Source organism: Pseudomonas sp. RGM 3321 (assembly GCF_022836805.1).
Lineage (GTDB): Bacteria > Pseudomonadota > Gammaproteobacteria > Pseudomonadales > Pseudomonadaceae > Aquipseudomonas.
Window position 1 is genome coordinate 190,103 of sequence record NZ_JALHBH010000120.1, and the last position, 25,130, is coordinate 215,232.

Consider the following 25,130-nt stretch of genomic DNA (forward strand, 5'->3'; position numbering starts at 1 on the left):
ATTCCTTAATGCCGCTGGTTGATCAATAAGTAGAGAAAAAACGGTGTGCCCAGCACCGCGACAAAAATCCCTGCGGGCAGGTCCAGCGGCAGGAACAGTGTGCGCCCGGCCAGGTCGGCAAGCATTACCAGGTTGGCACCGATCAGCGCCGCCATCAGCGCCTGCCCGGTAAACCCCGGTGGCATCAGGCGTTTGCCAATGTGCGGCGCAATCAGGCCGACAAAGGCAATCGCCCCGCCCCACGCAACCGCCAGACCTGCAAGCGCAACACTCACCAGCAGCAACCCGGCGCGCAGCCATTGCACGCGCACACCGATGCCTTGAGCCAGATCATCATCGAGTTGCTGCATGCGCACCTGGCGGGCGAGCAGCACCAGCAGCGGTAAAGTCAGCAACAGCCAGCCCGCCAGGGCGCGGGGTTCTGGCCAACTGGCACCATACACGCTCCCGGTCAGCCAGACATAAGCCGACAAGGTAGTGGTCAGCGGGCTGAACACCAGAACGAACGTCGTCACTGCTGCCAGCAGGGCCGACACCCCTACTCCGATCAACACCATGCGCAATGGTGAAGCGCCCTGATTCCACGCCAGCAGATAGATGACCAGTGCGGCAAGGCCTGCACCGCAGATCGCCGCCAAGGGCAGAAATTGCGCCCCCAAAGCAGCCGAGAAGAATGACAGATACAGCACTGCCGCCGCGCTGGCACCGCTAGTGATACCCAACAGGTCCGGCGAAGCCAGCGGATTGCGGATGATGCTTTGCAGGATCAGCCCGGACACCGCCAGTGCCGCGCCGACGAGTGCTGCCAGCACCAGTCGGGGCATGCGCAGTTGTTCGACGATGAAAACCAGACTTGCATCCGCCTGACCGGTAAAAACATTCAAAAGGGTCGCGGGCGACAGGTTGATTTTGCCCACGGCCAGCGAGCCCAGAGCGATCAGCAATGTCAGCGTTGCGCCGATCAACAGACGTATCAATGCAGTCAGGCTGAACTGCCTGGAAATACCGCGGTAGCGCAGGGTCAGATGCCTATCCATAACGTGCCCCCCGGCGAACCAGCGCAATAAAGAACGGCGCGCCGAACAGTGCGGTCATCACGCCCACCGGCACTTCCTGAGGCACGATCACCACCCGCGCCAGCGTATCGGCCAGCAGCAACAGCGTTGCGCCCAGCAACGCGCAGCCGGGCAGCAGCCAGCGATGATCGATGGACAGTGTCTTGCGTACCATGTGCGGCACCAGCAGCCCGATGAAACCAATGCTTCCGGCCAACGCCACGGCACTACCCGCCAGGGCAATGATCACGATGCTCATCAGCAGGCGAATCAACCCTGTACGCTGGCCTAGTGCGGTTGCGATGGCTTCTCCGGTGTTGAGCACGTTGACCTGCCCGGCCAGCACCAGCGACCCGGCCAGTGCCACAACCACGCACACCAATAATGGCGCGGCGGTGGCCCGATCGCGTTCCGACAAGGAACCGGCCAGCCAGAACAATACCGTGTCCAGACCGTCCTGATTGACCACCAGCAACGCTTGACTGAACGCGGTAAACAGCGCGGTGATAGCCGCACCGGCCAACACAATTCGCAATGGGTTGAGACTGCCCTGCCCGCGGTTGCCGATTACCCAGACAATAGTCCCTGCTACCGCCGCGCCAATGAACGCGCACCACAGCCACTGGCTCATGGATGAAAGCGCAAACAACGACGAACAGGCAATGATCGAAAACGTCGCTCCGGCATTGATGCCGAACAGGCCGGGCGAGGCCAGCGGGTTACGCGTCAGAGCCTGCATCAGCGCGCCAGAAACCGCCAGACTGGAACCCACGGCGATGGCCATCAGGGTACGCGTCAGGCGCGTATCGAGCAGCACATGCTCGATAGCGCTCAGCGCATCGGGCTGCCACACACTTCGGACAATCGCAGAGGGCGATATCCAGGTGGCTCCGGTTGCCAGGCTCAATCCCATGCACGCTATCAACACCAACAATCCCAGACCCAGTTTTACCGCAGCCGTCATGAGGGACTATCCGCCATGGCCACGCGAGCGATTTCATCGAGCATGCGGTTGGCACCCAGAATGCCGCCGGACAGGCTCCAGGCAACGGCATCCACGCGCCATACCTGGCCATCCTGCGCCGCGCGCAACTGTTGCCAGAACGGGTGTCGGACCAGCTTGTCGTAGTTTTGCTGCGCGGCTTTGCTGTCCGCGCGCTGAAAAATGAAAAACAGGTCGGCATCGACCACAGGCAAACTCTCTTTGCTGCTGAGTTTAAGGGAAACGCCCGTTGCTTCGCGGGCAGCGGGCGTCCAGGCGAAGCCCAGTTCGGTAAGCACCGAACCTGCAAAGCTGGCGGGCAGATAGCTGCGGATATGATCTTCACGAATGTCGAGCACCGACACGGTGATCGGCCAGCGCCCGGCAAACCTCTCCTGCAACCGGCTGCGCACCGCCGTCACACGCTGTTGCCATTGGCCAAGCAGGTCCATTGCCTGCTGTTGACGCAGCATCGCAGCGCCCATCATTGCCAGGGTGCGCTTGAATTCGAACACTTCTTCCAGCATCAGCACGGGGCTGATCTGCTCAAGCAACGGCGCGATGCGTTGATGGCGAAAGCGTGATGCGACGATCAGGTCGGGCTTGAGCAGCACGATATCTTCAAGGCTAGGCTGGGTTTCCAGGCCCACATGCGGCACCGCCGCCAGCGCCGGGCGCAGGTAGCGGTACATCGGTTTTTCGCTCCAGGAATCGACCACGCCGCACGGCGTCACGCCCAGGGCCACGGCGCTGTCGGACGCCCCCTGGAACAGCGTGACGACTCTTGGTGGCATTGCGCGCAATGGCTCTGCCCAGGCAATGCCGGGCAGCGCCAGTAACCCCAATGACAGGCGCAATACCGTGCGCCGCGAAGGATGCAAAGGTTGGTCAGGTTGCACGGCGCAACCTGTGGAACGGGTTGACCACCTCGCCCTTGCCGAACGGCATGCTGCCCGGCCCGCCTGCGCGCTCGATCATGGGTGTAAGCAAGAGTTTCTGAGGCCAGTTGGGGGCTTCGAACAGTTGATGCCTGATCATGGCACGCGCCTCGTCGTCAAATTCGATGGTTGTAATGAGATTATCCAGAACATCGCGCAATACCGTCCACAGCGCTGTTATCGGTACCTCATACACCTGGGCCAGAGTATCCATGATCGCCCGCACGTTTACCTGAATGCCCAGTGTCTGCAGCCAGAACAACAGGTCTTCAGGACGGTCATGATAAAGCGTATTGGCATGGCCTTTTTTGATTCGATATTCCGGGTCGCGCATGCCGTTACGCTCCAGCCAGGGCACGAAAATACGCAACGAATCGTGGTCGCGCAACAACAGTCCTTGTGCTTCGCCGGCTTTCCAGACCATGACTGCGTTCTGGCCATGCACCTCGCCGAGCATGCCCAGGCGGAACATGCGCAGGTTGATGTCGAAGAAACTGTGGCTCAGCTCGCGGAACAGCGTGAGTACCGAAGCCTGATTGCGCGGTAGGTCGCGATAGTCCATCCACTCATCGAAGAAGTGCCGATTGCTGCCTGGCAACGGTGTACCCAGCGCCGCCATCGGCAGCAGGCGGCAGTCCGGATCGTCGAGCAAGGCTCCCGGATAGCCTCGCACCATGGCCGAAAGATGCCGGGGGCCTTCGTCGAACAGAGTGGCCTGGGGTGGCATGAACGCCCACCATTTGCGTTCATCGCACAGGTGCAGCGAGCGGCTCAGGGTTTCATCCTTGTCGACAACCTGACGCAACAGTTTCTCACTCAGCCCACCATTGATCATTTTCACTGCTGGCAGGTAGCGGGACGCGCCGAGCGAATAGATCGCCATGGGCAATTTGAGGTAATCGGGGCTGTCGAAGCACGGCGTCATCGAACGCAGCGATGAGGTGGCGTATACCGCGGCCTCGCTGAAGGCCAGACGCTGGCAATCACCCCTGGCGAACGCATCGCCCAGCTGGACCTGCAGAACATGCTCGAATTGCCAAGGATGAACCGGCAGCGCAACGTGACTGTTGGCAATGCCGCGCTGTTGCAGTTCCTGCTCGAGGACAGTTTGCAGATTCTCTGGCAGCAGGTGGCGGGCAGGGAAAGATTCGTTCAAATCCCCTACTCCGTCACCGCATTGCAGCAAGGTTTTGTCGACGGCGACCCAGTTCAGCGCCACCGGCCGGGCAAACTCGGCCTGATACTGTTGGTATTCCTGCTCGTTCAACCCTTGCTTGGCTTTGGCCAGTGGATGGTATGGGCGATCACGCAGCGAAGCCCACTGCTCCATCGTCCTGAAGAACGTAGCGCCGTCCTGTGCCATCAGGTTGTGCTCGTCGACTTTATGGTCCAGCGACAACGCGGTCTGCCAGACACTGATGCGCAATACATCCAGAAACAGCGCTATACCCTTTTCATTGTCCTGACGCTCGCTGTCCTGAAGCAGCGTTGCTTTACCGGCAAACACCCATTTCATGAACTCTTCCGGGGACAACTGCGTCCAGCGCTCAGCCTGACGGCCCAGCACCGGCGTGCCGGGCACTTTCTCCCATTGTTGAGTAATGCCTGGGCGCAGCGCGACGCTGATGAAGCGCTGCTCCGAGTCATCGCAGCACCATTCCCAGATTTGTTGTGTGCTGCTCTGCCCTTCAAGTTTTGGGGCTTGCGGGTGGCGCGCTTGCCAGTGAGCGGTGTCCTGCAGGCTCAATGGCTCGCGGCCAAAGAAATCTTCAGCCAGCAGGCAATCGACCAGATCCTGCATGACCAGGTCAGCGGCGAGTGAAGTGAAGTTCATCGGATTATTTTCCTTCTGCTGAATGTTGGGCCAGACGCGCCTGAAGTGCGCGAAAGGCAATGCCGCGCTCATCGCCGAGGACAAAGGCATTGACGCCGCGAGCCTGCCAGCGGGCAGCGTCGCCGTCTTTCCGGGGAATGGTGCAATAGGCGACGCCTGCTGCCTTGGTGGCTTGCCAGGTGGCCAGCAACGCTTGTTGTACATCGGGTTGATCGATCTGCCAGGGCATGCCCAATGACTGCGACAGGTCTGCGGCCCCCTCCAGAATCATGTCCAGCCCAGGCACACGTGCAATCTCGGCGGCGCGGCGCACGCCTTCGGCGCTTTCGATCATCGCCACTACCATGATCTGTTGATTGGCAGCTTCCACGTACTGCGCCAGGCTGTGCTTGCCGAACGAGCCGGGACGACCGGCGTTGAGGCTGCGGTGCCCCAACGGGTGGTACTTGCAGGCGGCGATGGCGTCCGCCAGTTGCTCGGGGCTCTCGATCATCGGCAAAACGATGCCCTGCGCACCGCCATCAAGCAGGCGCAGCAGGGTTTTCGGATTGAGATCGGCGACCCGCACCAATGGCGTGAGGTCGTAGCTCTCTGCAACCCGGATCATGTTCTCCACGGTTTCCGGGTTGATCAGCACGTGTTCCATGTCGATGATCACGAAGTCGAAACCGGCCTCGGCGATCAACTCGATGGCGGCCGGGGCCGGGATCGAACTGATCAGCCCGTACACCGGCTGTTCGCTGCCAAGTCTGCTCTTGAGTGTATTGGTCCTGAGCATCATTGCGGCCTGTAGGTATGCAGCGGGTTAGGCACCGAGCGGAAGCGACGCTCACCGTCACCCAACAGGCGGCGCTTGGTCAGTTCTTCCACTTCATAGGACGGTGCGAAGACGTCAAACAGCTTGAAGCGCTCGCGATGCTGCGGGTGTGCACGCTGGTAGTCGAGAATGACGTCAGCGGTCATCTGCCAGAACAGCGCCTCATCCAGCTGGTATTGCTGGCGCAGGAAGATCGCCATTTCGGCCAGGCAGATGAAGAAGAAGCAGTCGCAGGAGAAGTCGCGTACCGCATTCACGTCATCGGTAATGATGAACGAGTTACGGTTGAGTTTCGCGTGGCTGTCGGGCAGCGGGACCAGCTCCGGACAAAGTTCAGGGCGGCCCAGATGCGCGGGTGAGTAACGCACACCGTCGTGGAAGTCCTTGAGGGCGATACGCTGCGGCCAGCCCTGCTTGACGATAAGCACGATATTCTGACCGTGAGACTCCATACCGATGCCTTCGGCGTAGAGCATATGGATGATCGGAGGCACCGTGACCTGCAGCAATTGCCGGGTCCATTCCTTGAGGCCGTACTGGCGGATCCACGCGTCGATGAACGGTGCCTGCGCGCCGTCGCCATAACGGTTTTCCACATGGCTCAAGCCATTGAACGGTACGGCCTGCTCATCGTCCTTGAGGTACTGATGCAGGCTTTCGCGCCAGATTGCACCCAGCGTGCCGTAAGTCTGCGCCGAGCGCGCTTCCGGCAGGTGGCGATAGTCGTAGCTGACACCGGCAACTTCGCCGAGAATCACAAAACCCAGCGCACGCGCAGTGCTGTCGGTGGCGATCAACTGGTGCAGCCAGTCGGTGATGATCGGACCATTGAGCACCGTATGCCGCGCCAGAATGCGCGTGCTGGAGGTGTTGGTCATGCTCATCGCCAGTTTGACGTAAGGTCGTTTGGGCTGGCTGGCATTGGCCAGTGTACGAATCGACTGCTGAGCCTTGTAGACGTCGGTCGAGGTGCCCAGGTAAACCAGCTCTCCGCTGGCCAGTTCCGGGTAGAAAGTCGACACCGTGACGTTGTCCCATTGCCACGGATGCACTGGCATCAGTTGATAATCTTCAATGGATTTGCCCTGCGCGGCCAGGTCCCGGGAAATTTCCTGCCAGCGCTGTTTGCCCAGTTCCTGGCGGACAAACGCCTGGAAATCCATGTTGCGCGAATGACCTACCGACGCGCTCGATTTCGCCACTGCCAGCCAGACCACCCCGAACGGCGTGGCAAATTCGGGCCCGTAGTGACAGTTGTCAGCCAACGAAAAACCGATCCGTGACTTGTAGCACGGGTGGTAGCTGTGGGCGTCCATGAAGTGCTGTTCCAAAGCGTCAACGTCCAGCTCATGTGCTGGTTTTGCGGGCTGATAACCCTGACTGCGTGCTTGCAGGTCCTTGAGCTGGGTCTGCTCTATTTCCTGGATGAAGCGCGCCAGATGCGGACTGTCCTTGAACGGGCTGAGCAGCTCGGTCAACGCCAGATGCAAATCCGGCACGCTACGCTCACCGGTGCTGTTCAAGCGTTCAAGGGTGGCGTGATCGAGGCGGATCAGCTCGAAGCTGGTACTCAGCAGGCCTTCGCAGTGGTACTCCACACCATCACTGACAGCGACGGTGAAACGATGCCGATGATCGTCCAGCGGCTCGCATCGATAAGGCAATGCAGCCTCGTACAGCAAGGTTTGCAGCAATTGACCGATCACCCGGCGCTGTACTTGTTGGTAGCGCTCAGCGTTGATATCAGCCAGCCAGGCACCGGTGGCCGTTGAAGGTGAAGCGGTGTTGCGTTTCAGCGGTAAAGGGGTAGCCATGTTCATACCTCGAACGAAAAATTATCGGGGTTCGACCGCGCCGGGCTGTGCCTCGGCGCGTTCGTCGTTAAGGGGGAAACGCCAGGCACACGGCAGTGCCAGCAGGATCAGCAGGCCGGTGGCAATGAAGACTTCACTGATGGCCGATGGGGTAGCGGTCGGTCCCGCAGTGTTCAGGCGAAACTCCAGCCACAGCGAGGCGATGACAATTGCCAGCGACGCCACAAGACGGCGGGAAATGTTGTTCATCGCCGCGCCCTGAGTGACCATCGGCTCGGGCAAGGCATTGAGCCCCGCCGTCGTCACTGGCATGTAGGAAAGCCCGAGGCCCGCGCCACGAATCATCATCAGCACGAACACCACGCCGATCGCCGTATCCGCCTTGAGCATGCCCAGCGCCAGGGTTGAAGCACCGGTCAGCAGCAGGCCGATGGCGACTACTGTGCGCGGACCGTGCCGGTCCAGCGCCTTGCCACCCCACTGCCCGAACAGGCTGGCGAACGCTGCGGTACACAGCAGGGCCAGGCCGGTCCAGATCGGGTTGTAGCCCAGTACTGTCTGCACCAGCAGCGGCAACAGGACCAGGCATTCGAACATGCCGACCGACTGCACGACGGCAACGATCACGCTCAGGCGGTAACCGCGCAGGTTGAACAGGCGCAGATTCAGCAGCGGCGCCTTGCGACTCAACTCGACCCTGACGAAAACAATCAGACAGGCCACGGCGACCAGCACCATGCCCTGATTGAACGGGTCGAGCAGTGCCTCGGCGCGGTGCATGCGGCTGATGGCGATCATCAGCAAGCCGATGCCCGAGGCAACCAGCAAATAGCCGATCAGGTCGAACGGTTTGCGCTCGACAGGCTCGGAGTCTGGCAGCACGCCGACACCCAACAGCAAGGCCAGCAGGCCGATGGGCACATTCATCAGGAACAGCGAGCGCCAACTGAACCACTCCAGCATCAGGCTGCCGCACAGCGGCCCCAATGCCGGAGCGAGCATTACCGCTGCGCTCCAGAGCCCGGTCACCCTGCCCCGCTCGTGCTTTTCATACACAGAGAAAATGATCGCCAGCGACAACGGGATCATCAACCCGCTGGCGATGCCCTGCACCACCCGCGCAGCGATCACCAACGCGATGGAGTTGCCCAGCGCGCCCAGCAGCGAGCCTCCGATGAACAGCGCCACGCCCCACAGGTACAGGCGTTTGCGGCCGATGCGCTGACTGAGAAAGCTGGTCAGCGGCATGGTCATGCCCATGCTGGTCATGAACCCTGCAACGATCCAGGTGGCCAGCAGCGGACCGACCTGAAACGCCTCCATGAACGTTGGCAGCGCCGGGTTGAGCGAGCTGTTGCTCAGGCTGACAGTCAGCGTACCGAGCAGCACATTGAACACTACCCAACGGCGTGGGACGCTCAGACTCATGTGCGAACCCGTTCGCCGTTACGCACAAAGTGCTGTGCCGGTCTTGGATGACAGAGAAAATCGACATGGGAGATGTTGTAGCCATAAGCCCCTGCCAGCGGCAACACCAGCAGATCACCGATGTTCACGCCTTTGAGTGGCTGTCGGCGGCTCAATACATCCTTTGGCGTACACAACTGGCCAACCACGGTGTAGGACTGCTCCGCAGATACGGCCGTCGCTGGCACACTCGGCACATGAATAACCGGATGGTCATGGCCTTGCGCAACCGGCAGACGAAACTGGTGAGTGCCGCCGCGGCAGACCAGAAAATGCTCGCCGTGACTGGTTTTGCTGTCCAGCACCTCGATGGCGTAATAACCGCAATAGGCACTGATGAAACGCCCTGGCTCAAAGCGCAGGATCGGTGCGTCACGCTGCTCGCCCAGGCGTTTTTCCAGATAGCGGCACAGGCGCTGCCAGTCAAACTGCTGACTGTTCAGATAATCGACGCCAATGCCGCCGCCGACGTTGAAATGGGTCAACTGCTCCGGGTAGCTGGAAAGTGCTTTCCATTCCTGCCAGCGCTGCAGGTAGAAATCCAGCAACTGCTCATGACGCTCAACCGACATCTGATGCGACATGGCGTGTACATGGAAACCCTTGAGCGTCAGGTGGCTGGCGCTGTCTACGCGCCTTACCGCTTCGGCCAGATCGGCTTCGTCAATGCCGAACGGTGTGGCGGTGCCGGCCATTGCCAGCTTGCTCGACTGCGCGGCGGGTAACTGTGGATTGATGCGCAGAAACACCGGCTGCACGCGCCCGGTTTCTTCTGCCAGACGTTGCAAACGCGCAATTTCGTTGAGGCTTTCCAGATGGATGGCTTCAACCTTGTTCAGCAACGCCGAGCGCAAGTCGGAATCCAGCTTGCCAGGGCCGGAAAACACGTAGGGTTTGCGTGTCGGGCAGGCCATTACCCGCTCGATCTCGCCCCCCGAAGAGATTTCAAAGCCACTGACCAGCGGCGCGAGGGTTTCCAGCATCAATGCTTCGCTGTTGGCTTTGATCGCGTAATACAGCTCAACGCCCGCAGGCAGTGCGGCCATGACATCAGTGACATGCTGTTGCAACGCATCCAGATCGTAGACGAAAGCCGCCAGCGGGTCGCTTTCCAGTGCCTGAGCTTCTTTGATGGCGGCCAGTACGGTTTCCGGCAACTTACGCATAACGCGCCTCCTTGGCCCATGGTGATGCGAGGCGCACATAATTGGCCTCACGGTCGGCCTTGGCGGCGAGTCGGACCTTCAGGTTGGTCTTGCAGGCAATCGACTGGCCGGCGATCAGCGCGTCCAGCTCTGGCGCAGGTAGCACCAACTCGTCGCGGATGCGTTGCAACTGCCGCTCGACTCGCTGCCACATCAGCGGCGCCAGGTGCGGACGCTCCCAGCTCAAGGCGAGCACGGCCTCGGACAGGTTGTTGATCAGCAGGCAATAGGTGATGCGATTCCAGCCTTGTTCGCGGGTGTAGAGCAATGACTGCCGAATTCGCGGATGCAGCCCGACTTGAATCGCCTTGATGCCCAGTTCATCGGTCAGCTTGACGCCTTCGAAGTCGCGTAACAGCAGCTGCTGAGGGCGTCCGTTATCGTGAATCAGCACCGCGTTCTGCAAATGCGGCTCCATTACGATGCCATGATTGAAGAACAGCGCCATCACCGGGCGCAGCAGCAAGGCCTGGTATTCATCGAACCAGTCCAGCAGGTGCGGGTCCTCAAGTTCACCGCCGTTGAAACGCTCAAGGAAGTCGTGCACCAAAGGCCGCGAACGCAGATCACGCGCAAACAAGGTGCCCGCCATCACGCTGGAATCAGCGCCGGAACGACGACAGAAGTTCTCGCGCAGAATGGCGCCGGTCTGCTCGCGAAACCAGTGGCCGTCGCTCTCGCTGGCGCCCTTGGGTGCCCAGCTCATGGAGCCGGGCTCGCCCACGGTGGACAGACCGCCCAGGGTTTCTGGCCGTGTCTGCTGCAAGCGCTGAAACAATTCGTCGATGATCAGCGTGCTTTCCAGTTCGTACCAGGCGTTTTTCCTGACGCAGTTGGTAATGCGCACATTCAGTGAGCCCTTGATGAAGTAGTCATGCCCTTCGATGTACCAGGTGCGCATCGAAGCCGTCGGGCTGGCCAGCAGGCCACTGGCACCCAGGTCCGAGATGTCCCCCAGCTCAAGCAGCCTTTGCACACGACGGTCCTGCATGAACAATTGCGCCTGTACCGGATGCATGCAGATCAGCGCATGCCCGGGCCTGGCTCGCGATTGATCCGCGAACCCGGACATCACCTCTGCTTCGCTCAAGCCATTGGAGGTGATTCGCAGCCCGTCCAGCGGCACTTCGAACAGATGCAACGCGGTCTGTGCCTGAAACTCCGGGGCATAGGTCTCCTGCGCCAGATGCGCAGGCCACAGACGCGCCTTGGGAGCCGGGTGATTGGGATGGCCGAACCACAAGCCCTGTTCGCTGGCCAGATAACCGCTCAGCGGTGCCGGGTGCTGGCCGGTCATGTTGTGGGCGACAATGGCGGCAGTCAGGTGCTGGCTTTGCAGGACCTGATCGAGCAGTTCGTCGTTGCTGGCCCGGGTCATGTGCTCGCAGGCGGCCAGCAACTGCCGGGCGAATTCGCCAAAGGCCAGGCAGCGCCAGGTGCCCTGCCCCTGCCGCGCATAAACATCGGACAGGTAACGATGGCTGCCCAGATGGTCGCGGCGGTCCACCAGCACAAAAAACTGCTGCTCATTGGGCAGGCTGATGGTGAGTGGAATGCCCTTCCATTGTCCGCCATCCACGAAACTGCCCGGCGCAATACCTTGCATGCCCTGGGGCCAGGTGTAATGAAGGCACTGTTCAGGCAGTGCGAACTCCTTGATCAGGCAATTAAGTAATGCACGAGTGGTTGCCAGCTCGCTCACCATGTTTGATAAAACGGTGCGATCGGTATTAGTCATGTCTGCTCCACAGTCGCCTTGACGCTTACTGTTTAAGTGACGTCGCAACAAGCGTTGATCTATCGCTTGTGGCACAACGGCTTAACTGTCGGTGTGGCTTATTGTCTGCAACAAGCCAATTGATAATCTCTGCACGACGTGCAATGGGTTCGCTCAGTCAAACGTTGTGTGCGTGTTCTGTTTCAAGCGCGGTGATAACGTCATTGCTATTACTGCTTACGCGCTGTTTACAGGCTGCTTACTTGCGCAACTGAGCCAATGCAGCCTTGAGGGCGTCCTCGAATCGCTGGATGACCAGTTGGCATTGTTCTTCGGTAATGATCAGCGGCGGCAGCAAACGAATCACGTTGCCATTTCGGCCGCCGCGCTCAAGTAACAGCCCCTGTTTGAAACAGTGCTGCTGAATGGCAACTGCCAGTTCCGGGTCCATTGGCAGGCTACCGAGGCGGTCCGCCGGCTTGCGTTCATCGACAATCTCGATGCCCAGCATCAGCCCGCGTCCGCGCACCTGACCCATCATCGGATAACGTTGCTGCAAAAGGCCAAGCTGTGCCTTGAGCCAGTCGCCGCGTTTTGCGGCCTGGGCAGCCAGGTTTTGCCGTTGCAGCACTTCAAGGGTCGCGAGGCCGGTGGCCATCGCCATCTGATTGCCGCGGAAAGTACCCGCGTGATTGCCCGGAGCCCAGGCGTCGAACTCGCGCTTGAAGCCGAGCACGGCCAACGGCAGGCCGCCACCGACGGCTTTGGACATGACGATGACGTCGGGCTCGATTTCGGCGTGTTCGAAGGCGAACATCTTGCCGGTACGGCCAAAGCCAGCCTGTACTTCATCCAGAATCAGCAGAATGCCGTGCTTGCGGGTCACTTCGCGAATCTGCCGCAGCCATGCAGCGGGCGCTGGATTGACACCCCCTTCGCCCTGTACCGCCTCCAGAATCACGGCGGCCGGGAGCGACACGCCACTTTCCACGTCTTCGATGAACTGGGTGAAGTAGTAACTCAGCGCCTCGGTGCCGGCTTCACCGCCAATACCCAACGGGCACCGGTATTCATGAGGGTACGGCAGGAATTGCACGCCGGGCATCAGGTTGGTGACGGCATTTTTCGGCGCGGTGTTGCCGGTCAATGCCAGAGCACCGTGAGTCATGCCGTGGTAAGCGCCGGAAAAGCTGATGATGTTGTGCCGGCCGGTGGCAGTCTTGGCCAGCTTGATCGCGGCTTCGACAGCATCGGCACCGGACGGCCCGCAGAACTGCAGGCAGTAATCGCGTCCCTGGCCCGGCAGCAGGCTCAGCAGCGTCTCGCTGAAGGCATCCTTGACCGCGGTGGTCAGGTCAAGGGTGTGCATGGGCATTCCGGACGTCAGGAAGCTGTCGAGGCTGGCCATGATGGCTTCGTGATTGTGACCCAGAGCCAGTGTTCCGGCACCGGCCAGGCAGTCCAGATACGTGGTGCCTTCAACATCTGTGACCCATACGCCGTGTGCCTTGGCGATGGCCAATGGCAACTTTCGCGGGTAACTTCTTACATTGGATTCAAATTTGCTCTGCCTGTCCAGATAGTTGGCATTGGTTTTCTGCGGCGTAGTAGACTGCAATAAGCCATTATTCAACATCGGTTAGTCCTCGCTAAATGCTGGATGCAAACTATTATCATTTCCTTAAAAGTGCAACCCGTTGTTTCAAAAAAACAAGATGAAATTTAAATGAACGTTATTGCTTACTTAAAAAGTTGCAAGGCACGCGAATACGCCGCCCTGCACGTCGGAATCATTCAAAGTGCCATCACTCAGAGGGGCGCTTGTTATTTATGTAAAACACCGAAAGAGAGTCTTATATAACAGACTCTTCTATGGTCATACTCAGGTTAATTATTTAATAGCCGCACAGGTTATTCCTCGATGAGGACTGCCAGTTTGTTCACTACGCGGGTGAGCCCTTCCCTGGGCTGCGCGGTCGACTCAGAACCCGATAGTCGCTGACAGCAGATAGGTCCGAGGTGTCGACAGGGTCAGGCCCGGCTCGCTGTCATCCGACGCTCCGGCCGAACTCCAGTAATACTTGTTCATGACGTTCTCGACATTGGCCCGCAGTGTGATGTCCTTCTGATCGACCTTGAACGCATACCGCGCGCCCACGTCGAAGCGCTCGGAAGAATCGATGCTTTTGCCGTTGGCCTGGTCCAGGTACTGCGAGCTGGTGTAGATGCCCCGCCCGGTCAGAGTCAGGCCCTTGACGCTCGGCACGTCCCATTCTGCGCCCAGATTGACGTTGTACTCGGGGGTGGCAGGTGCGCGATTGCCATCAAACGTGCCGTTGACGGTATTGGTCAGCTCGCTGTCGATGTACATGACCCCGCCCAGCAGGCGGAAGCCCTTGAGCGGTTCGCCGAACATGGTCAGCTCGACGCCGTCGTTGCGGCGCTTGCCGTTCGGGCCGAAGACGCGCGAGGTTGTGTTGGTCTCATAGGCCGGTTGCTTGATACGGAATACGCTGGCAGTGAATGCGTATGACCCCAGGTCATATTTGGCCCCGACCTCGATCTGGCGGCTCACGAAAGGCGGGAAGATCTGGTCTTCGTTCACCGACGTCGACGGCGCGATCTTGCCCTGACTCAAGCCCTCCATGTAGTTGGCATACACCGAGAAGTCGTCGGTCACTTTGTACAGAATGCCGCCTGAAGGTGAGACCTTTTCCTCGTCATAGGAGGTGTCGCCCTTGACGTCGTCGGTCCAGTCATCAACCTTGACTCGTTGCCAGCGGGCACCGAGTGTCAGCAACAGGCGGTCATCGAAAAAGCCCAGTGTGTCGGTCAGGGCCACACCGCTGAAACGGTTCTCGGTGTAAACCTTGGAGTCGGCTCGCGTAGGGTTGGAGGGTGTCGGCGTGTCGACCGGATTGTAGAGATTGCTCGGCGCGGCCGCGTAGCGTGCACCACCGTTTTCAAAGTCCATATAGAAATAGCTGGCAGCCAGATTGACCTCGTGGCTGACCGGTCCGGTATTGAACCAGCTGCGTGCGCCGGCAGTGGCTGTGCGAACATTTTCGTCGCGGGTGAAGTCGCGCGGCTGAACGCTGAAGTCACCTGCGTCGTTGGTGACCGATACCGCATGGCGCAGGAAGTCATGGTTACTTTTGCGCGCGCCGACACCGCCGTACAGCATCACCGAGTCGCTGAGGTCATATTCGGCATTCACTGCGCCGAAGGTATCCTTGGTGCGCGCCTTGCTCCAGGACTGCGCATAGTTGTCGCGAACATCGTTGGCGTTGGGTACCTTCGCATTGGCACCCACCTGTACGCGCTCCTGCGGGGCATCGGTATCGCGCTCGGTGTGCCCGATATCCGTCGACAGGCGCAGACGGTCGCCGCGGAAATCCAGGCCCAGCACGGCCATATCGCGATCAACGCTTTGATGATCCCATTCGGTGTCACCAGATTGCTTCACGCCATTGAAGCGGATACCGAACTTGTCGTCCTCGCCAAAGCGACGGGCCACATCCACCGCCGCGCCTGCCTGCCCCTTGGACGCATAGCTGGTGGTCAGCTCGGTGATGGGTTTATCCGTTGCGCGCTTGGGGACCACGTTGATCCCCCCACCGACACTGCCACGCGGCGAAATGCCATTAATCAGCTGGCTTGGGCCCTTGAGTATGTCTACCCGCTCGGCCATTTCCATGTCGATGGTGTATGTGGGCAGAATGCCGTACAACCCGTTGTATGAGACGTCGCTGTTGAACAGGCTGAAGCCGCGAATGGTGAACTGTTCGTAACGCCCGCCTGCCGGGTTGGTGGCACGCACCGACGGGTCGCTGGCAATCAGGTCGCCAAGGGTACGGGCCTGCTGGTTTTTCACCGCGTCCTTGGTATAGGTGGTCATGCTGAACGGCGTTTCCATGAAGTCCCGCGAGCCCAGCATGCCTTGCGAGCCTTTGCGTGCCACTTGGCCGCCTGCGTATTCCTGGCCATCGGTAGAGCCGCTGTCACCGACAATCGAGGTGGGTGCGAGTTGCAGGCCTGCGCTCGCGCTGTCAGGTGCCGGGATCAACGTGTAAGCCTGCTCCCCGACGGGCATCAGCTGCAGGCCAGAGCCTTGCAGCAAGCGCGCAAAGCCTTCCTCGACCGCGAATTCGCCGGACAGACCGGAGCTGTTTCGACCGTTCACCAGCGCAGGGTCTACCGAGAGGTTGACCCCGGCCTGACCGGCAAAGCGGGTAAGCGCGGCACTCAGACTGCCGGCCGGCACCTCATAGGCACGTTTGCCCGAGGTGTCGGCCCAACTGGTCGAGGCAAACAACGGACTGGAACTCAACGTCAGCAACAGGCTGAAATGCAAAAGCGGACGCAAACGGTAGGAAGACACTGCGGACATAGAGGGAGACTCTCGTATTTTTTGTGCACTTACCTGAAATGACCAGTGAGACAAAAAAAAGGGACAGCTTCACGCATTATTTTTTGTCGAGATATTTTTTCGAGGCACCAGCGTGACCCAGTAACGGGTCCGCATCTGCACGTCCACCGGCAGGCTGGCAGCCAGTAACGAAAGCACGCGGTCGGTATTGTCGAGCCTGAAACTGCCGGTCACCCGAAGGTTTTCCAGCGCCGGCTCCCAGCGCAGCAGGCCCGGACGGTAGCGACCCAGCTCGCGCAGAAAATCACCCAGCGACTGGTTCTGCGCGGTCAGTACATCGTCGCGCCATCCGGGCAGCAACGCATCGAAGGCGCTGACAGGCCCGGCACCACCGTGTTTGAGGCTGACCTGTTGTTGCGCATGCAATGCCAGCACCGGCCCCTGCAGCGGATAGAGTTGCACCGAGCCGCTGACCACCGATACACGGCAATCGCTCTCGTTGAGACGTACACAGACTTCACTCTGACTGACCACGACGCGCCCGTAGGGGCCCTCGATGGTCAGTGCTGCCCTGCCCGGCACCTTGAGTGCTATCTCGCCACGCACAAGGGTGACTCGACGTGCACCCAGATCGACATTCACCGCGCTGTCGGTGTTCAGTTGCAAGGTGCTGCCATCGGCCAGGGACAGACGCTTGTGCTCGCCAACGGAGGTTTGCAGGTCGGCACGCCAGACATCCAGCGGCAGCTGACGGCCCACCAGCCAGGCGGTAGGGACCAGTGCGACAGCGCCCAGCGCCCGTTTGAGCGCCGCGCGTCTTGCCTTGTCGGGACGATCCAGAGTAGCCATGGCCAGATTGGCAGGCAGGCCGAAAAAACGCTGCCGCAGCTGTTGCGCCTTCTGCCAGGCGCGCTCATGACTGGCAGAGCTATCGCGCCAGTGCTGCAGCATGGCGTGATCTTCTTCGCTGGCACCGCCGGACTCGAGAAGCGCCAGCCACTGCGCCGCCCTGCGTACTACCTCGCGTTCTTCGTTAGAAGGTGCTGAGCGAATCACCAATCCACCAGCAGGCAGTGTTCGTAGGCTTGCGCCATATAACGTTTGACGGTGCGTTCGGAAACATCCAGGCGCTCTGCGATTTCCCGATACCCCAGCCCCTCGAGCTGGCTCCAGAGAAACGCGCGACGCACCACTGCCGACAGGCCATCGAGTAACTCGTCCAGTGCCTGCAGGGTTTCGAGCAGCAGCCAGCGCTGTTCGGGGGACGGCACGCTGTCTTCAGGCAACTGCGCCAGCGCTTCGAGGTAAGCCTGTTCCAGGCTGCGGCGAGTATAGAAATTACTGAGCAGGCGCTTGCCCACGGTCAGCAGGTACGCGCGTGGCTCCTGCATATCGGCGATCTGCTGAGAGCTGGACAGTACACGCAGGAACGTATCCTGACTCAGGTCCGCAGCATCCCAGGCATTCCCCATGCGTCTGCGCAACCAGCTTTCCAGCCAGCCATGATGATCGCGGTAAAGGGAATGCAAGGTCTGCTGTGATAGCGTCGCTGCTTCAGTCATGTCAAAAGCCTTGAGCGATGGGTGCGCCAAATGAGACTGATTCTAATTAGTGTTATATCCCGAGTCCACGCTCTTTTTTTCAAAAAGCCCGCCGCCGCTGCGTAAAATCGGGGTCATTCGCCCGCAACGCGTTGATCTGCGCTGCATCGGGAAGATTCGCCCGGATGATAAATGAGCGCTGAAAAAGCACCCTGCGTGTCCTGTTTGTAACCTTTGTGACGAAAAGTCGGACTACGGCCGATAACCAGGCAGCTCGCTGCGGCCTAATCGCAGCCACCGACCCGTTAGATTTTCAGGCTGCGCCGAGTTTGAGAATGCCCCTTCATACGTGGCCGCCAGCTAAAAACAACGGTACTTGATGACTCGCTGTTTGCGTATTCAATTTGAACGCACCCTATTTAGGCGCGCGCGCTAAAGCTCAAGAAACCACTGCCTCGCTATTTAAATAGATGAGCTAATTCTCGATGAAGCCAACACGCACCACATTGGACGGTCCGGCACAAAAATAGAGCAGCACCAGCCGTTAAAAAGATAAACGAAAACGATTGACGCAGTGCGCGAGGAGTGACGATTATCAAGAAGATCAGTCGGCAGGAAAGTGGAGGCCGGGCGTAACAATTGCGCATTAACAGGATGATTATCAAAAATGGACGCATACGGTGTACGCCCTTCCCTTTCAAACAAAAAGATACTGTACATATTTGCTTCGGTGGGCGTACTGATTGCGCTCTCCGAAGCGGTATACGACTTGGCATTTGCCAACCTGGCCTACACATTGACGGGCTCAACCCTGTCCGTCATGACGACCTATGCAATAGGTTACAGCGCTGAAATACTGGTCACCCTGCTGGGGGCGGGGTTTATTGATCGATTTGATAAATGGAAGCTGTTCATCGCCACCCAGATCATAAATATCATTATTTTTACGGTGGCTGTTACGACCCTTTCGACGCCAGGCAGTTCTGTCGAACAGGTATGGTTATTTGCTTTCCTGGTTGACCTCGTACATCAGTACGTCCGGCTTATCATGTTTTCCTTTATTCCTTTCCTCTTTTCAAGGGAGGAGATAATACGGGTCAATGGCTTTCTTGCAATCATCAACGGCGTCGCCAGAGCGGTAGGGCCTGCCATTGGTGCGCTGGTGATTTTCCAGGTCGGCTTGTCCATGGCTCTTACTGCCTCAATCGTCTTCATGATGGGCGCCTTGTTTCTTGCGCTCAGTCTGTGGTCAGCGGCCGCAGGCAAGAGTGTTACCCGCCAGGATGTCGATACTTCATCATTCAAAGCGCGTTTCCAGGAAAGCGTGACCGGCGCTTCGATGGCGACCGTGAGCCTTCTAAAGTCCTCGCAGTGGCGTAATTTCCTTGCTTCTTACTCTACCTGCGTTCTGGTGATAAGCGTACTGGCGCTCTTATGGATTCCTTTTCTCCGAGATTTCCATGCGTTTTCTCCCGAGCAAACAGGTTATCTTTATGCGCTCGGAACCACTGGCGCAGTGCTGGGAGGATTTACGATGTCGTCTTTCCAGGACAGAAGCCTAATAACCACCCTACTGTCCGCCCGCGCGTTAATGTTCACCGGTATCGCAATCACCCTCTGCTCCCAAGGAAGTTTCTTATGGGTGGCTGTCGGTATGTTTCTATTCCAGTTTGGCACCACCGTATATTTTCGTAGTACGGCTAGCGCCATTCAGCTAACGTTACCCAAGGAAATCATTGGAAGTTGGTACGGCGCCATTGACTTCACGAGTCGTTTTGCAGGGCTGATAGGCGTTATTTTGGCAGGTTGGTCGTACGATTGGGTCGGCGCTTACTGGGTGTATTCCGTGTTACTGGGGCTCCTCGTCGTAAGTGCGTTGGCATGGAAGACGGGAAATCAGGTCGCCTGGTTAAGCCCCTATTGAGTAAGGCCCGTGGCTTGTTCACTCTGTAACCGGACCAAGCGACCAATCAAACCCCATCCACAAACCCAATCCTTCTATTAACCGCACGCCGGTGCAACAGCGCAACCAGAAACAGCGCCGTGACCGACAGCCAGACACTGACCAGCAGCACCGGTTGAGCGTTGTCGCCAGACACCCACTGCGACGCCAATAGCGTTCCGAATGCGCAGCCCAGCAGTTGCAGGGCAGGCATCAGACTGGCCGGGGGCGTCGCAGCCCAGGCTGAACCGCTTATTTTGATTGCCATGGCGAGAGCTGTCAGTTTGGGAAGTGATGCGCAATAGATTGCGCAATCAGCGCTCGTTTTAGATCGGTTAGGCGCTTGCGAGCCTCGCCTCGCGGCGCTTTGACGGCGTTGCGCAACATCTTGTAATCGCACGCAGAATCTCGCGCAGGTTTTATTGGATTTTCGACTGAGAAATCACTCTCGAATCACATTTAAAATTAACCTTTTGATTTATATGAATAAAAAATATTTGGCACTGTTCTTGTTAGCTCTCACGGCATTCAACTAGCCCAACTGTCCGTTTCTGTCTGGGCCTCGACGGTATCGATCACCAACGCCAGAACAGGGAATTCACACAATGACCAACGGCAGCCTTAGCGCTGGACCATCCTGCGAAATGGACAAACTGATCGTCCAGATCGTGGGCAAGAAGCATTCGGACCAGCAGCAGGTTTTGCTGCTCGGTTCTGATGGAACCCGTATCTATTCACCCAAATCGGAAGTGCTGGAAAGGGAGCTGTTCAGCAGCACCCTGAAGGTCTGGGATCACATCGAGGGCACGCACCTTCATCTGCAGATCGCGACCCTTGAAGGCGAGCCGATTCGCCTGCCGTTGCTCAGCGGCACGAAAGTCACGCCGCGACAGGCCGATGCGCAGTTCAACCAGATCGTTCCGGTGCTGCCATTCGTTGCCTTGCCCGGTTCCAAGACAGTGGACGACATGGGCACACCGGTGCTGGCTCGCGCGGGTTATGTGTATGTGTTTTATCAGGAGAAGCTGTGGCGCGAGCTGGAGATCCACGTCAGCGAAACCGGCAACACGTATCACGACATCGACGTGGCCCGATATCGTCAGCAAAGCGGGTTTCTAGCGGGCGAGCGCAAGGCCACTGGCCAGGCGCTTGAGGACATCTGGCTGCCAGCACTCTGGAACAACCGGCACGTGCAGACGCTACAGTTGTGTTTCTCGGAAATACAGCTCAGCGCGGCACGCCTTGAGCGTCTGGAAAAAGACGCGGCTTCAAGAGATCAGCGCTGCAACAGACCTGACCTGAGCGGGTCGAAAATGCGCTTCACGGACCTGTACAAGGGCAAACCCGATGGCAAGGTGATGCTCAATGCGTTTTCCGGCTTTGATGCCAAAAACCCTGTCGCCCAGGCACTCATCGCCCCGATCAAGGCGACCCGGCTGAATCTGCAATACAACGCGTTTCCGGTCAGCCTGGCTGCACCGCAGCGCGCCCGCCAGCCCGGTTATGAACGGCTGCTTGATCATCCGGCGCGGTATCTGTGTGATCTGTCAGGGCAGTTTCCGATCGAGTCCTTCAGAGAAGCCAAGGCATTTCTCGCTCAGGCTGGCAGAGGTGTTGCTGTGCAGGATGTCAGGCTCCTGGAGCTGACAGCGATGGCCGACGCGCTGCTCGCCAGTTTGCCGATCGAAGCGGATGCCGAGCCCGTCGATGCGGGGGTGCTCTGGGAAGCGCAGGCCGGTGTCGTCGATGTGTTGGACAAAGCGCGGCAGCGGCAGGTCTGCGGCGTGCTGCTGGACGATGCCTGTTATCGACTGCGTCATCTGCGGCAACGTGTCGATACGTGCCAGCAACTGTTCGCACTGTGCGCCCGACACGCCGTTCTTCACCCACACCATGCCAGCGCGTTGCTGGTGCAACAACTGGTGGTGCCGCGCAGTATTCGCGGTCAGGAAAACCCGCTGCATGCGGCGATGGCCAAGCTGCATGAGCCGGGCAAACGAGCGATCAACCAATGCACTGCCACGGTCCAGCGCGCGTTGGTCTGGCGGCACATGCTCAGTGCTCAGGACGCGCTGGTTGCCAGCCTTAAACAAAGCGCCACGGAGCAAATGCTGGCGGATCACCTGAGCCTTGAAGGTTTCGACTACGTGGCGGCGATGTATGAGTTGAGTCGGACGCTGGCGACTCTCGCGCTGCTGCCATCCAACGTCGATCCGATGGCACCCGGTGGCGACATGGTGGATGCGGTCACGGGTGTTGGGCTATGGGATCAGGCCGTGAGCCTTGGGCAGAAGTTTTTGAACCAGACGGCCAGCGATGACACATCGCCCCTGCACCTCATGCTCTGGCCCGAGTGCGATCTACAGACCGCTTGCGCGCCTTATGTCGTGCCGGTTACAGATGACGAGAACAAAGGCGACGGCCGTTTTCGCGCCACCGAACTGGCCCGTTTCGAGACTCAGCCAGCGCCTGACCCCATCGCCCAAGTCACACTGGACGCCACCACCCTCGCTAACCTGCTGGCGGGCGACAGCCTGCAGAACTTCTTCCTGATCAACAACGGCAAAGCTACAACAGCTGCGCTGGTCGGGATCTTTGAAAACCTGCAAAGCGCCGCAGATGGCGCTGCGAACGCCGTCGCCAAAGCCAGCCAGACTCTTGCGTCAGCCAAAGGTAATGCAAACAGCGCCAATGCCAACGTCCGCTCGGCAAACGACCGACTGGCCCAGATACAAGAACGCCTCGGCACCAACGCCCACAAGATAAACGTCAACCGCCAGGGCCGAGGCGTACAACAACTGCGCAGCATGATGCCCGAGCATTTCGGTGCGGCCTTCCTGATCCGCCGTAATCAGGTCACTCCACAACACTATGTATTCGGTCTGGAAGACCTGCCCGGCCGGGAGTCATTGCCAAAAACACGCTATGGCGAATATCTGAGACCCGACGGAACGCCCTTCGGCGACATCGCCCCTCCGCATCCCTTTTCTACCCGCCTGCCCAAGGGCGACCATCTGGTGCTGGTGATTCCACGCGGCCACAAAACCGCGCAGGTGGTCGGCGACATGAACCGAACGCTTAAAAAAGCCCGTGAAGCGGCCGGTGCGGTGAGTGATGCTGAACGGGGTCATATTCGGGCGAAGAGCGGTTTGAGTGAGGCCATTGAGGGGCTGGATTCGGAGAAGAACAAGGCGGCTTATCGGGTGCTGGGATCGACACCGTTTTGTCTGGCGGTGTTGATGCTGGAGGTTTGGAATGTGAGTTCGGAGAGTGAGGCATTTGCGCAGTCAATACGCGAAAAAGGATTTCTGAGAGCCGGCGCGGGATTGGGAGGAGCCTTATTGGATTTAGCAATTGCGGCCGAGGCCTTGGCGGTCAAGCTGGGCAGTCAAAAAATATTATTTTCTTTAGGACGGAAAACTTTATTCAACATCAATTCAAAAAAGACAGCGATTTTCTTTGGTGAGTTGCTAGCCAAAAAACTCATTCATTCAGTGACGGGTCGGATAATAGGTATTTTTGTTTCCGGAGTAACTCTATCCGCAGTGAATGCAATAGATGCGTGGCAAGCATGGCAATGGAACGATAAAGCGCTGTACGGATATTTGCTGATATCTCTAGGTGGTCTAGCAGGTTCGCTGGGAACCTTGTTCGGGGCGGCTGTAACTCTTCTTAATCTCACCGCTTTGGGTTGGGCCGCATTACTGTTGGTCGGAGTGGGCGTAGGCCTGGTCATCTTGCTGAGTTCAACGGCGCTGGAATCATGGTTGGCCAACGGCCCATTTGGCGAGAGCCGTTCGATTGACCATTATTTACAGGACCCTTCGGAGTCCTTTTACCGACTGACCAGCCTGCTTGCCGGCATCAGTATCTCAATACAAAAAAATCCGGCTTACGAACAGAACGCCAAATTTGATACTCATGCAGACATCCCGCATGCCGTACGCAGCGCAGACACGATAATTCGCTTGCAGAGTCGCTTGCCAGGGCTTATCGGCAGTCTCGGCAGCCTGAGCATTCAGGCGGGCTGCAAGTTATGCCGCGTTACCGAAAGAGCGAATATCCAAGGCGTACCTTATCGTGCAGAAATTGAAATCGCTGACAGACTTGAAACCCCTAAGGCACAGCGTCTTCACGTGGACGCATTGGAGCTATTTTTTGCCACGCCCGCTAATCAAGTATCATCTACAGGCAGCAGCAGACACTATTACCAATGGGCCGTGAGGGCACAGTTTATCGTGGACAGCGGAGGAAAAAAACTCTATTTCCCTGCCCCTCCGGTCAAAGACCCGACTCAATACAGTCGAGATTGGGCAACGCCCAATTTCAACAAAATCAACCAACCATTCTGGGCTGATGAAGAAGCTCATAAGACCTCTTTCAATGACTGACTCAAACAAGAGCGCCTATTACGGGTCGCAGACCTTCCGGCCTGACACTATTCCTGAACAGATATCAACGTTGCGAGCGAACTCCTCCTCAGTATGTTCTATACGCATGCCTTGGGGCTGCACACAACAGACAGCGTCAATGAAACTCTTTGAGGACTCTACCCCGGAAAGCATGAGATTCTGGGAGAAAGTCGCAAAAGAAAAGGAGGAAAAGCAAGCAAACGGTACCTATGTACCCGCTATCTTTGAAGGCGTTAATCTACACAGTAAGTGCGACAATGAACGTTTCAGATTCGCGCCACTTCCGTCTACATCACAGTTCTGGCTGATCATGCTGCAATTTTCAAAAGGAAGTTTAATCGTACTTTTTCTACCATTGCTTATCACGCATCTGGTAGCCATCGATGCATCTCATCTATCTTGGCAGAATGTAACCATTGAGCTTTTGCTAAGCGTCTATCCTGTATTCGTAGGTATCCCATTACTCCTCTGGCTCATCAGCCATGTCGTCATTTACCACTTCCCTCGCGTTTGGTTTCGTGCACCAAAGGGACCAGACTGGGAGCTTAATCGTAGAACCGGTCTGGTCACGATATTCGACTATAAACGCCATCGAAAAGAAGGTGTGATCGACGAATTCGTTGCGCCTTTTTATGAGTTCGACGCCTACATGACCACCACCAATAATCGCCACGGCCCTACATACGGGCTATTGCTTCAGCACCGCTATGAAGACCGTAAGATCAATTTTCATATGCTGATGAACGCCGACGATTTCCAGCAACGCCCCTGCGCACTCTGGGACTTCCTGCAAAACTACATGGACACCAGCGGCCCGATTCCGGACATCCCGTTGTTTGAACCGTACCGGCACCTGGACCCGGTCACTGCCAGCTACGATCAGAAGCGCGGTCGCGACCCTCGCTACTGGATCGACATGGATGACGCCACGTTCAAGGCCGAGGTTGATGCCATGTGGCAGCGGGTTTATGCGATCGATACGTTTAGCCGCCCTAACCTTATGGCGCGGTATGTGGATTACGGATCATGAGGTGCCA

General features: G+C 58.3%; 18 protein-coding genes. 3 read left to right on the top strand and 15 right to left on the bottom strand.

Annotated elements, in window-relative coordinates; genetic code table 11:
• Positions 1-5 precede the first annotated feature (5 nt).
• The 13 genes from RGM3321_RS24570 to RGM3321_RS24630 all read right to left on the bottom strand — a co-directional run bounded on the left by RGM3321_RS24570 (position 6) and on the right by RGM3321_RS24630 (position 17,760).
• Entirely contained in the window at positions 6-1,037 is a 1,032-nt protein-coding gene (locus tag RGM3321_RS24570) for an iron ABC transporter permease (RefSeq protein ID WP_244395197.1), read from the bottom strand.
• Positions 1,030-2,019: an iron ABC transporter permease gene (locus RGM3321_RS24575; RefSeq protein ID WP_244395198.1), complete on the bottom strand. Its 990-nt coding sequence runs from the start codon at positions 2,017-2,019 to the stop codon at positions 1,030-1,032. Before RGM3321_RS24575 ends, RGM3321_RS24570 begins: the two co-directional genes overlap by 8 nt.
• Positions 2,016-2,936, bottom strand: a complete 921-nt coding sequence (locus RGM3321_RS24580) for an iron-siderophore ABC transporter substrate-binding protein (RefSeq protein ID WP_244395199.1) — start codon at positions 2,934-2,936, stop codon at positions 2,016-2,018. Before RGM3321_RS24580 ends, RGM3321_RS24575 begins: the two co-directional genes overlap by 4 nt.
• Entirely contained in the window at positions 2,926-4,809 is a 1,884-nt protein-coding gene (locus RGM3321_RS24585) for an IucA/IucC family protein (RefSeq protein WP_244395200.1), read from the bottom strand. Before RGM3321_RS24585 ends, RGM3321_RS24580 begins: the two co-directional genes overlap by 11 nt.
• A 4-nt stretch (positions 4,810-4,813) precedes the next feature.
• Complete coding sequence (locus RGM3321_RS24590; RefSeq protein WP_244395201.1) at positions 4,814-5,587, bottom strand: aldolase/citrate lyase family protein; 774 nt, start codon at positions 5,585-5,587, stop codon at positions 4,814-4,816.
• Entirely contained in the window at positions 5,587-7,440 is a 1,854-nt protein-coding gene (locus tag RGM3321_RS24595; protein WP_244395202.1) for an IucA/IucC family protein, read from the bottom strand. The genes RGM3321_RS24590 and RGM3321_RS24595 overlap by 1 nt, the downstream gene beginning before the upstream one ends.
• A gap of 21 nt (positions 7,441-7,461) precedes the next feature.
• Entirely contained in the window at positions 7,462-8,868 is a 1,407-nt protein-coding gene (locus RGM3321_RS24600) for a DHA2 family efflux MFS transporter permease subunit (protein ID WP_244395203.1), read from the bottom strand.
• Positions 8,865-10,073: a type III PLP-dependent enzyme gene (locus RGM3321_RS24605; RefSeq protein ID WP_244395204.1), complete on the bottom strand. Its 1,209-nt coding sequence runs from the start codon at positions 10,071-10,073 to the stop codon at positions 8,865-8,867. The genes RGM3321_RS24600 and RGM3321_RS24605 overlap by 4 nt, the downstream gene beginning before the upstream one ends.
• Positions 10,066-11,850: an IucA/IucC family protein gene (locus RGM3321_RS24610; RefSeq protein ID WP_244395205.1), complete on the bottom strand. Its 1,785-nt coding sequence runs from the start codon at positions 11,848-11,850 to the stop codon at positions 10,066-10,068. The genes RGM3321_RS24605 and RGM3321_RS24610 overlap by 8 nt, the downstream gene beginning before the upstream one ends.
• A 238-nt stretch (positions 11,851-12,088) precedes the next feature.
• Complete coding sequence (locus RGM3321_RS24615) at positions 12,089-13,465, bottom strand: diaminobutyrate--2-oxoglutarate transaminase (RefSeq protein ID WP_244395206.1); 1,377 nt, start codon at positions 13,463-13,465, stop codon at positions 12,089-12,091.
• A 345-nt stretch (positions 13,466-13,810) separates the two neighbouring features.
• Positions 13,811-16,219 (bottom strand): TonB-dependent receptor, encoded by a 2,409-nt coding sequence (locus RGM3321_RS24620; RefSeq protein WP_244395207.1) that lies wholly within the window; start codon positions 16,217-16,219, stop codon positions 13,811-13,813.
• Between the two features lie 69 nt (positions 16,220-16,288).
• Positions 16,289-17,254: a FecR domain-containing protein gene (locus RGM3321_RS24625; protein ID WP_244395208.1), complete on the bottom strand. Its 966-nt coding sequence runs from the start codon at positions 17,252-17,254 to the stop codon at positions 16,289-16,291.
• A complete protein-coding gene (locus tag RGM3321_RS24630; protein ID WP_005757773.1) occupies positions 17,251-17,760 on the bottom strand; it encodes a sigma-70 family RNA polymerase sigma factor in 510 nt (169 codons plus the stop codon). The genes RGM3321_RS24625 and RGM3321_RS24630 overlap by 4 nt, the downstream gene beginning before the upstream one ends.
• A gap of 646 nt (positions 17,761-18,406) precedes the next feature.
• Between RGM3321_RS24630 and RGM3321_RS24635 the strand changes: the two genes are divergently transcribed.
• Positions 18,407-19,663, top strand: a complete 1,257-nt coding sequence (locus RGM3321_RS24635; RefSeq protein WP_244395209.1) for an MFS transporter — start codon at positions 18,407-18,409, stop codon at positions 19,661-19,663.
• 46 nt (positions 19,664-19,709) lie between these two features.
• On the opposite strand, the gene RGM3321_RS24640 is transcribed toward RGM3321_RS24635, so the two are convergent.
• Both RGM3321_RS24640 and RGM3321_RS24645 read right to left on the bottom strand, forming a co-directional pair.
• On the bottom strand, positions 19,710-19,949 hold the full coding sequence (locus tag RGM3321_RS24640; RefSeq protein WP_244395210.1) for a hypothetical protein: 240 nt from the start codon (positions 19,947-19,949) through the stop codon (positions 19,710-19,712).
• 466 nt (positions 19,950-20,415) lie between these two features.
• A complete protein-coding gene (locus tag RGM3321_RS24645; protein WP_244395365.1) occupies positions 20,416-20,787 on the bottom strand; it encodes a hypothetical protein in 372 nt (123 codons plus the stop codon).
• On the opposite strand from RGM3321_RS24645, the gene RGM3321_RS24650 reads away from it, so the two are divergent.
• Together RGM3321_RS24650 and RGM3321_RS24655 are read left to right on the top strand one after the other, a co-directional pair.
• Positions 20,683-24,072, top strand: a complete 3,390-nt coding sequence (locus tag RGM3321_RS24650; RefSeq protein ID WP_244395356.1) for a hypothetical protein — start codon at positions 20,683-20,685, stop codon at positions 24,070-24,072. The two genes, RGM3321_RS24645 and RGM3321_RS24650, sit on opposite strands and share 105 nt — an antisense overlap.
• 139 nt (positions 24,073-24,211) lie before the next feature.
• A complete protein-coding gene (locus RGM3321_RS24655) occupies positions 24,212-25,123 on the top strand; it encodes a hypothetical protein (protein WP_244395211.1) in 912 nt (303 codons plus the stop codon).
• The last annotated feature ends 7 nt before the right edge of the window (positions 25,124-25,130 follow it).

Bases quoted from the DNA above. Each gene is read 5' to 3' on its own strand.
- RGM3321_RS24570 (WP_244395197.1), bottom strand. From the start codon at position 1,037: ATGGATAGGCATCTGACCCTGCGCTACCGCGGTATTTCCAGGCAGTTC.
- RGM3321_RS24575 (WP_244395198.1), bottom strand. From the start codon at position 2,019: ATGACGGCTGCGGTAAAACTGGGTCTGGGATTGTTGGTGTTGATAGCG.
- RGM3321_RS24585 (WP_244395200.1), bottom strand. From the start codon at position 4,809: ATGAACTTCACTTCACTCGCCGCTGACCTGGTCATGCAGGATCTGGTC.
- RGM3321_RS24590 (WP_244395201.1), bottom strand. From the start codon at position 5,587: ATGCTCAGGACCAATACACTCAAGAGCAGACTTGGCAGCGAACAGCCG.
- RGM3321_RS24595 (WP_244395202.1), bottom strand. From the start codon at position 7,440: ATGGCTACCCCTTTACCGCTGAAACGCAACACCGCTTCACCTTCAACG.
- RGM3321_RS24600 (WP_244395203.1), bottom strand. From the start codon at position 8,868: ATGAGTCTGAGCGTCCCACGCCGTTGGGTAGTGTTCAATGTGCTGCTC.
- RGM3321_RS24605 (WP_244395204.1), bottom strand. From the start codon at position 10,073: ATGCGTAAGTTGCCGGAAACCGTACTGGCCGCCATCAAAGAAGCTCAG.
- RGM3321_RS24610 (WP_244395205.1), bottom strand. From the start codon at position 11,850: ATGACTAATACCGATCGCACCGTTTTATCAAACATGGTGAGCGAGCTG.
- RGM3321_RS24615 (WP_244395206.1), bottom strand. From the start codon at position 13,465: ATGTTGAATAATGGCTTATTGCAGTCTACTACGCCGCAGAAAACCAAT.
- RGM3321_RS24620 (WP_244395207.1), bottom strand. From the start codon at position 16,219: ATGTCCGCAGTGTCTTCCTACCGTTTGCGTCCGCTTTTGCATTTCAGC.
- RGM3321_RS24630 (WP_005757773.1), bottom strand. From the start codon at position 17,760: ATGACTGAAGCAGCGACGCTATCACAGCAGACCTTGCATTCCCTTTAC.
- RGM3321_RS24635 (WP_244395209.1), top strand. From the start codon at position 18,407: ATGGACGCATACGGTGTACGCCCTTCCCTTTCAAACAAAAAGATACTG.
- RGM3321_RS24640 (WP_244395210.1), bottom strand. From the start codon at position 19,949: ATGGCAATCAAAATAAGCGGTTCAGCCTGGGCTGCGACGCCCCCGGCC.
- RGM3321_RS24655 (WP_244395211.1), top strand. From the start codon at position 24,212: ATGAAACTCTTTGAGGACTCTACCCCGGAAAGCATGAGATTCTGGGAG.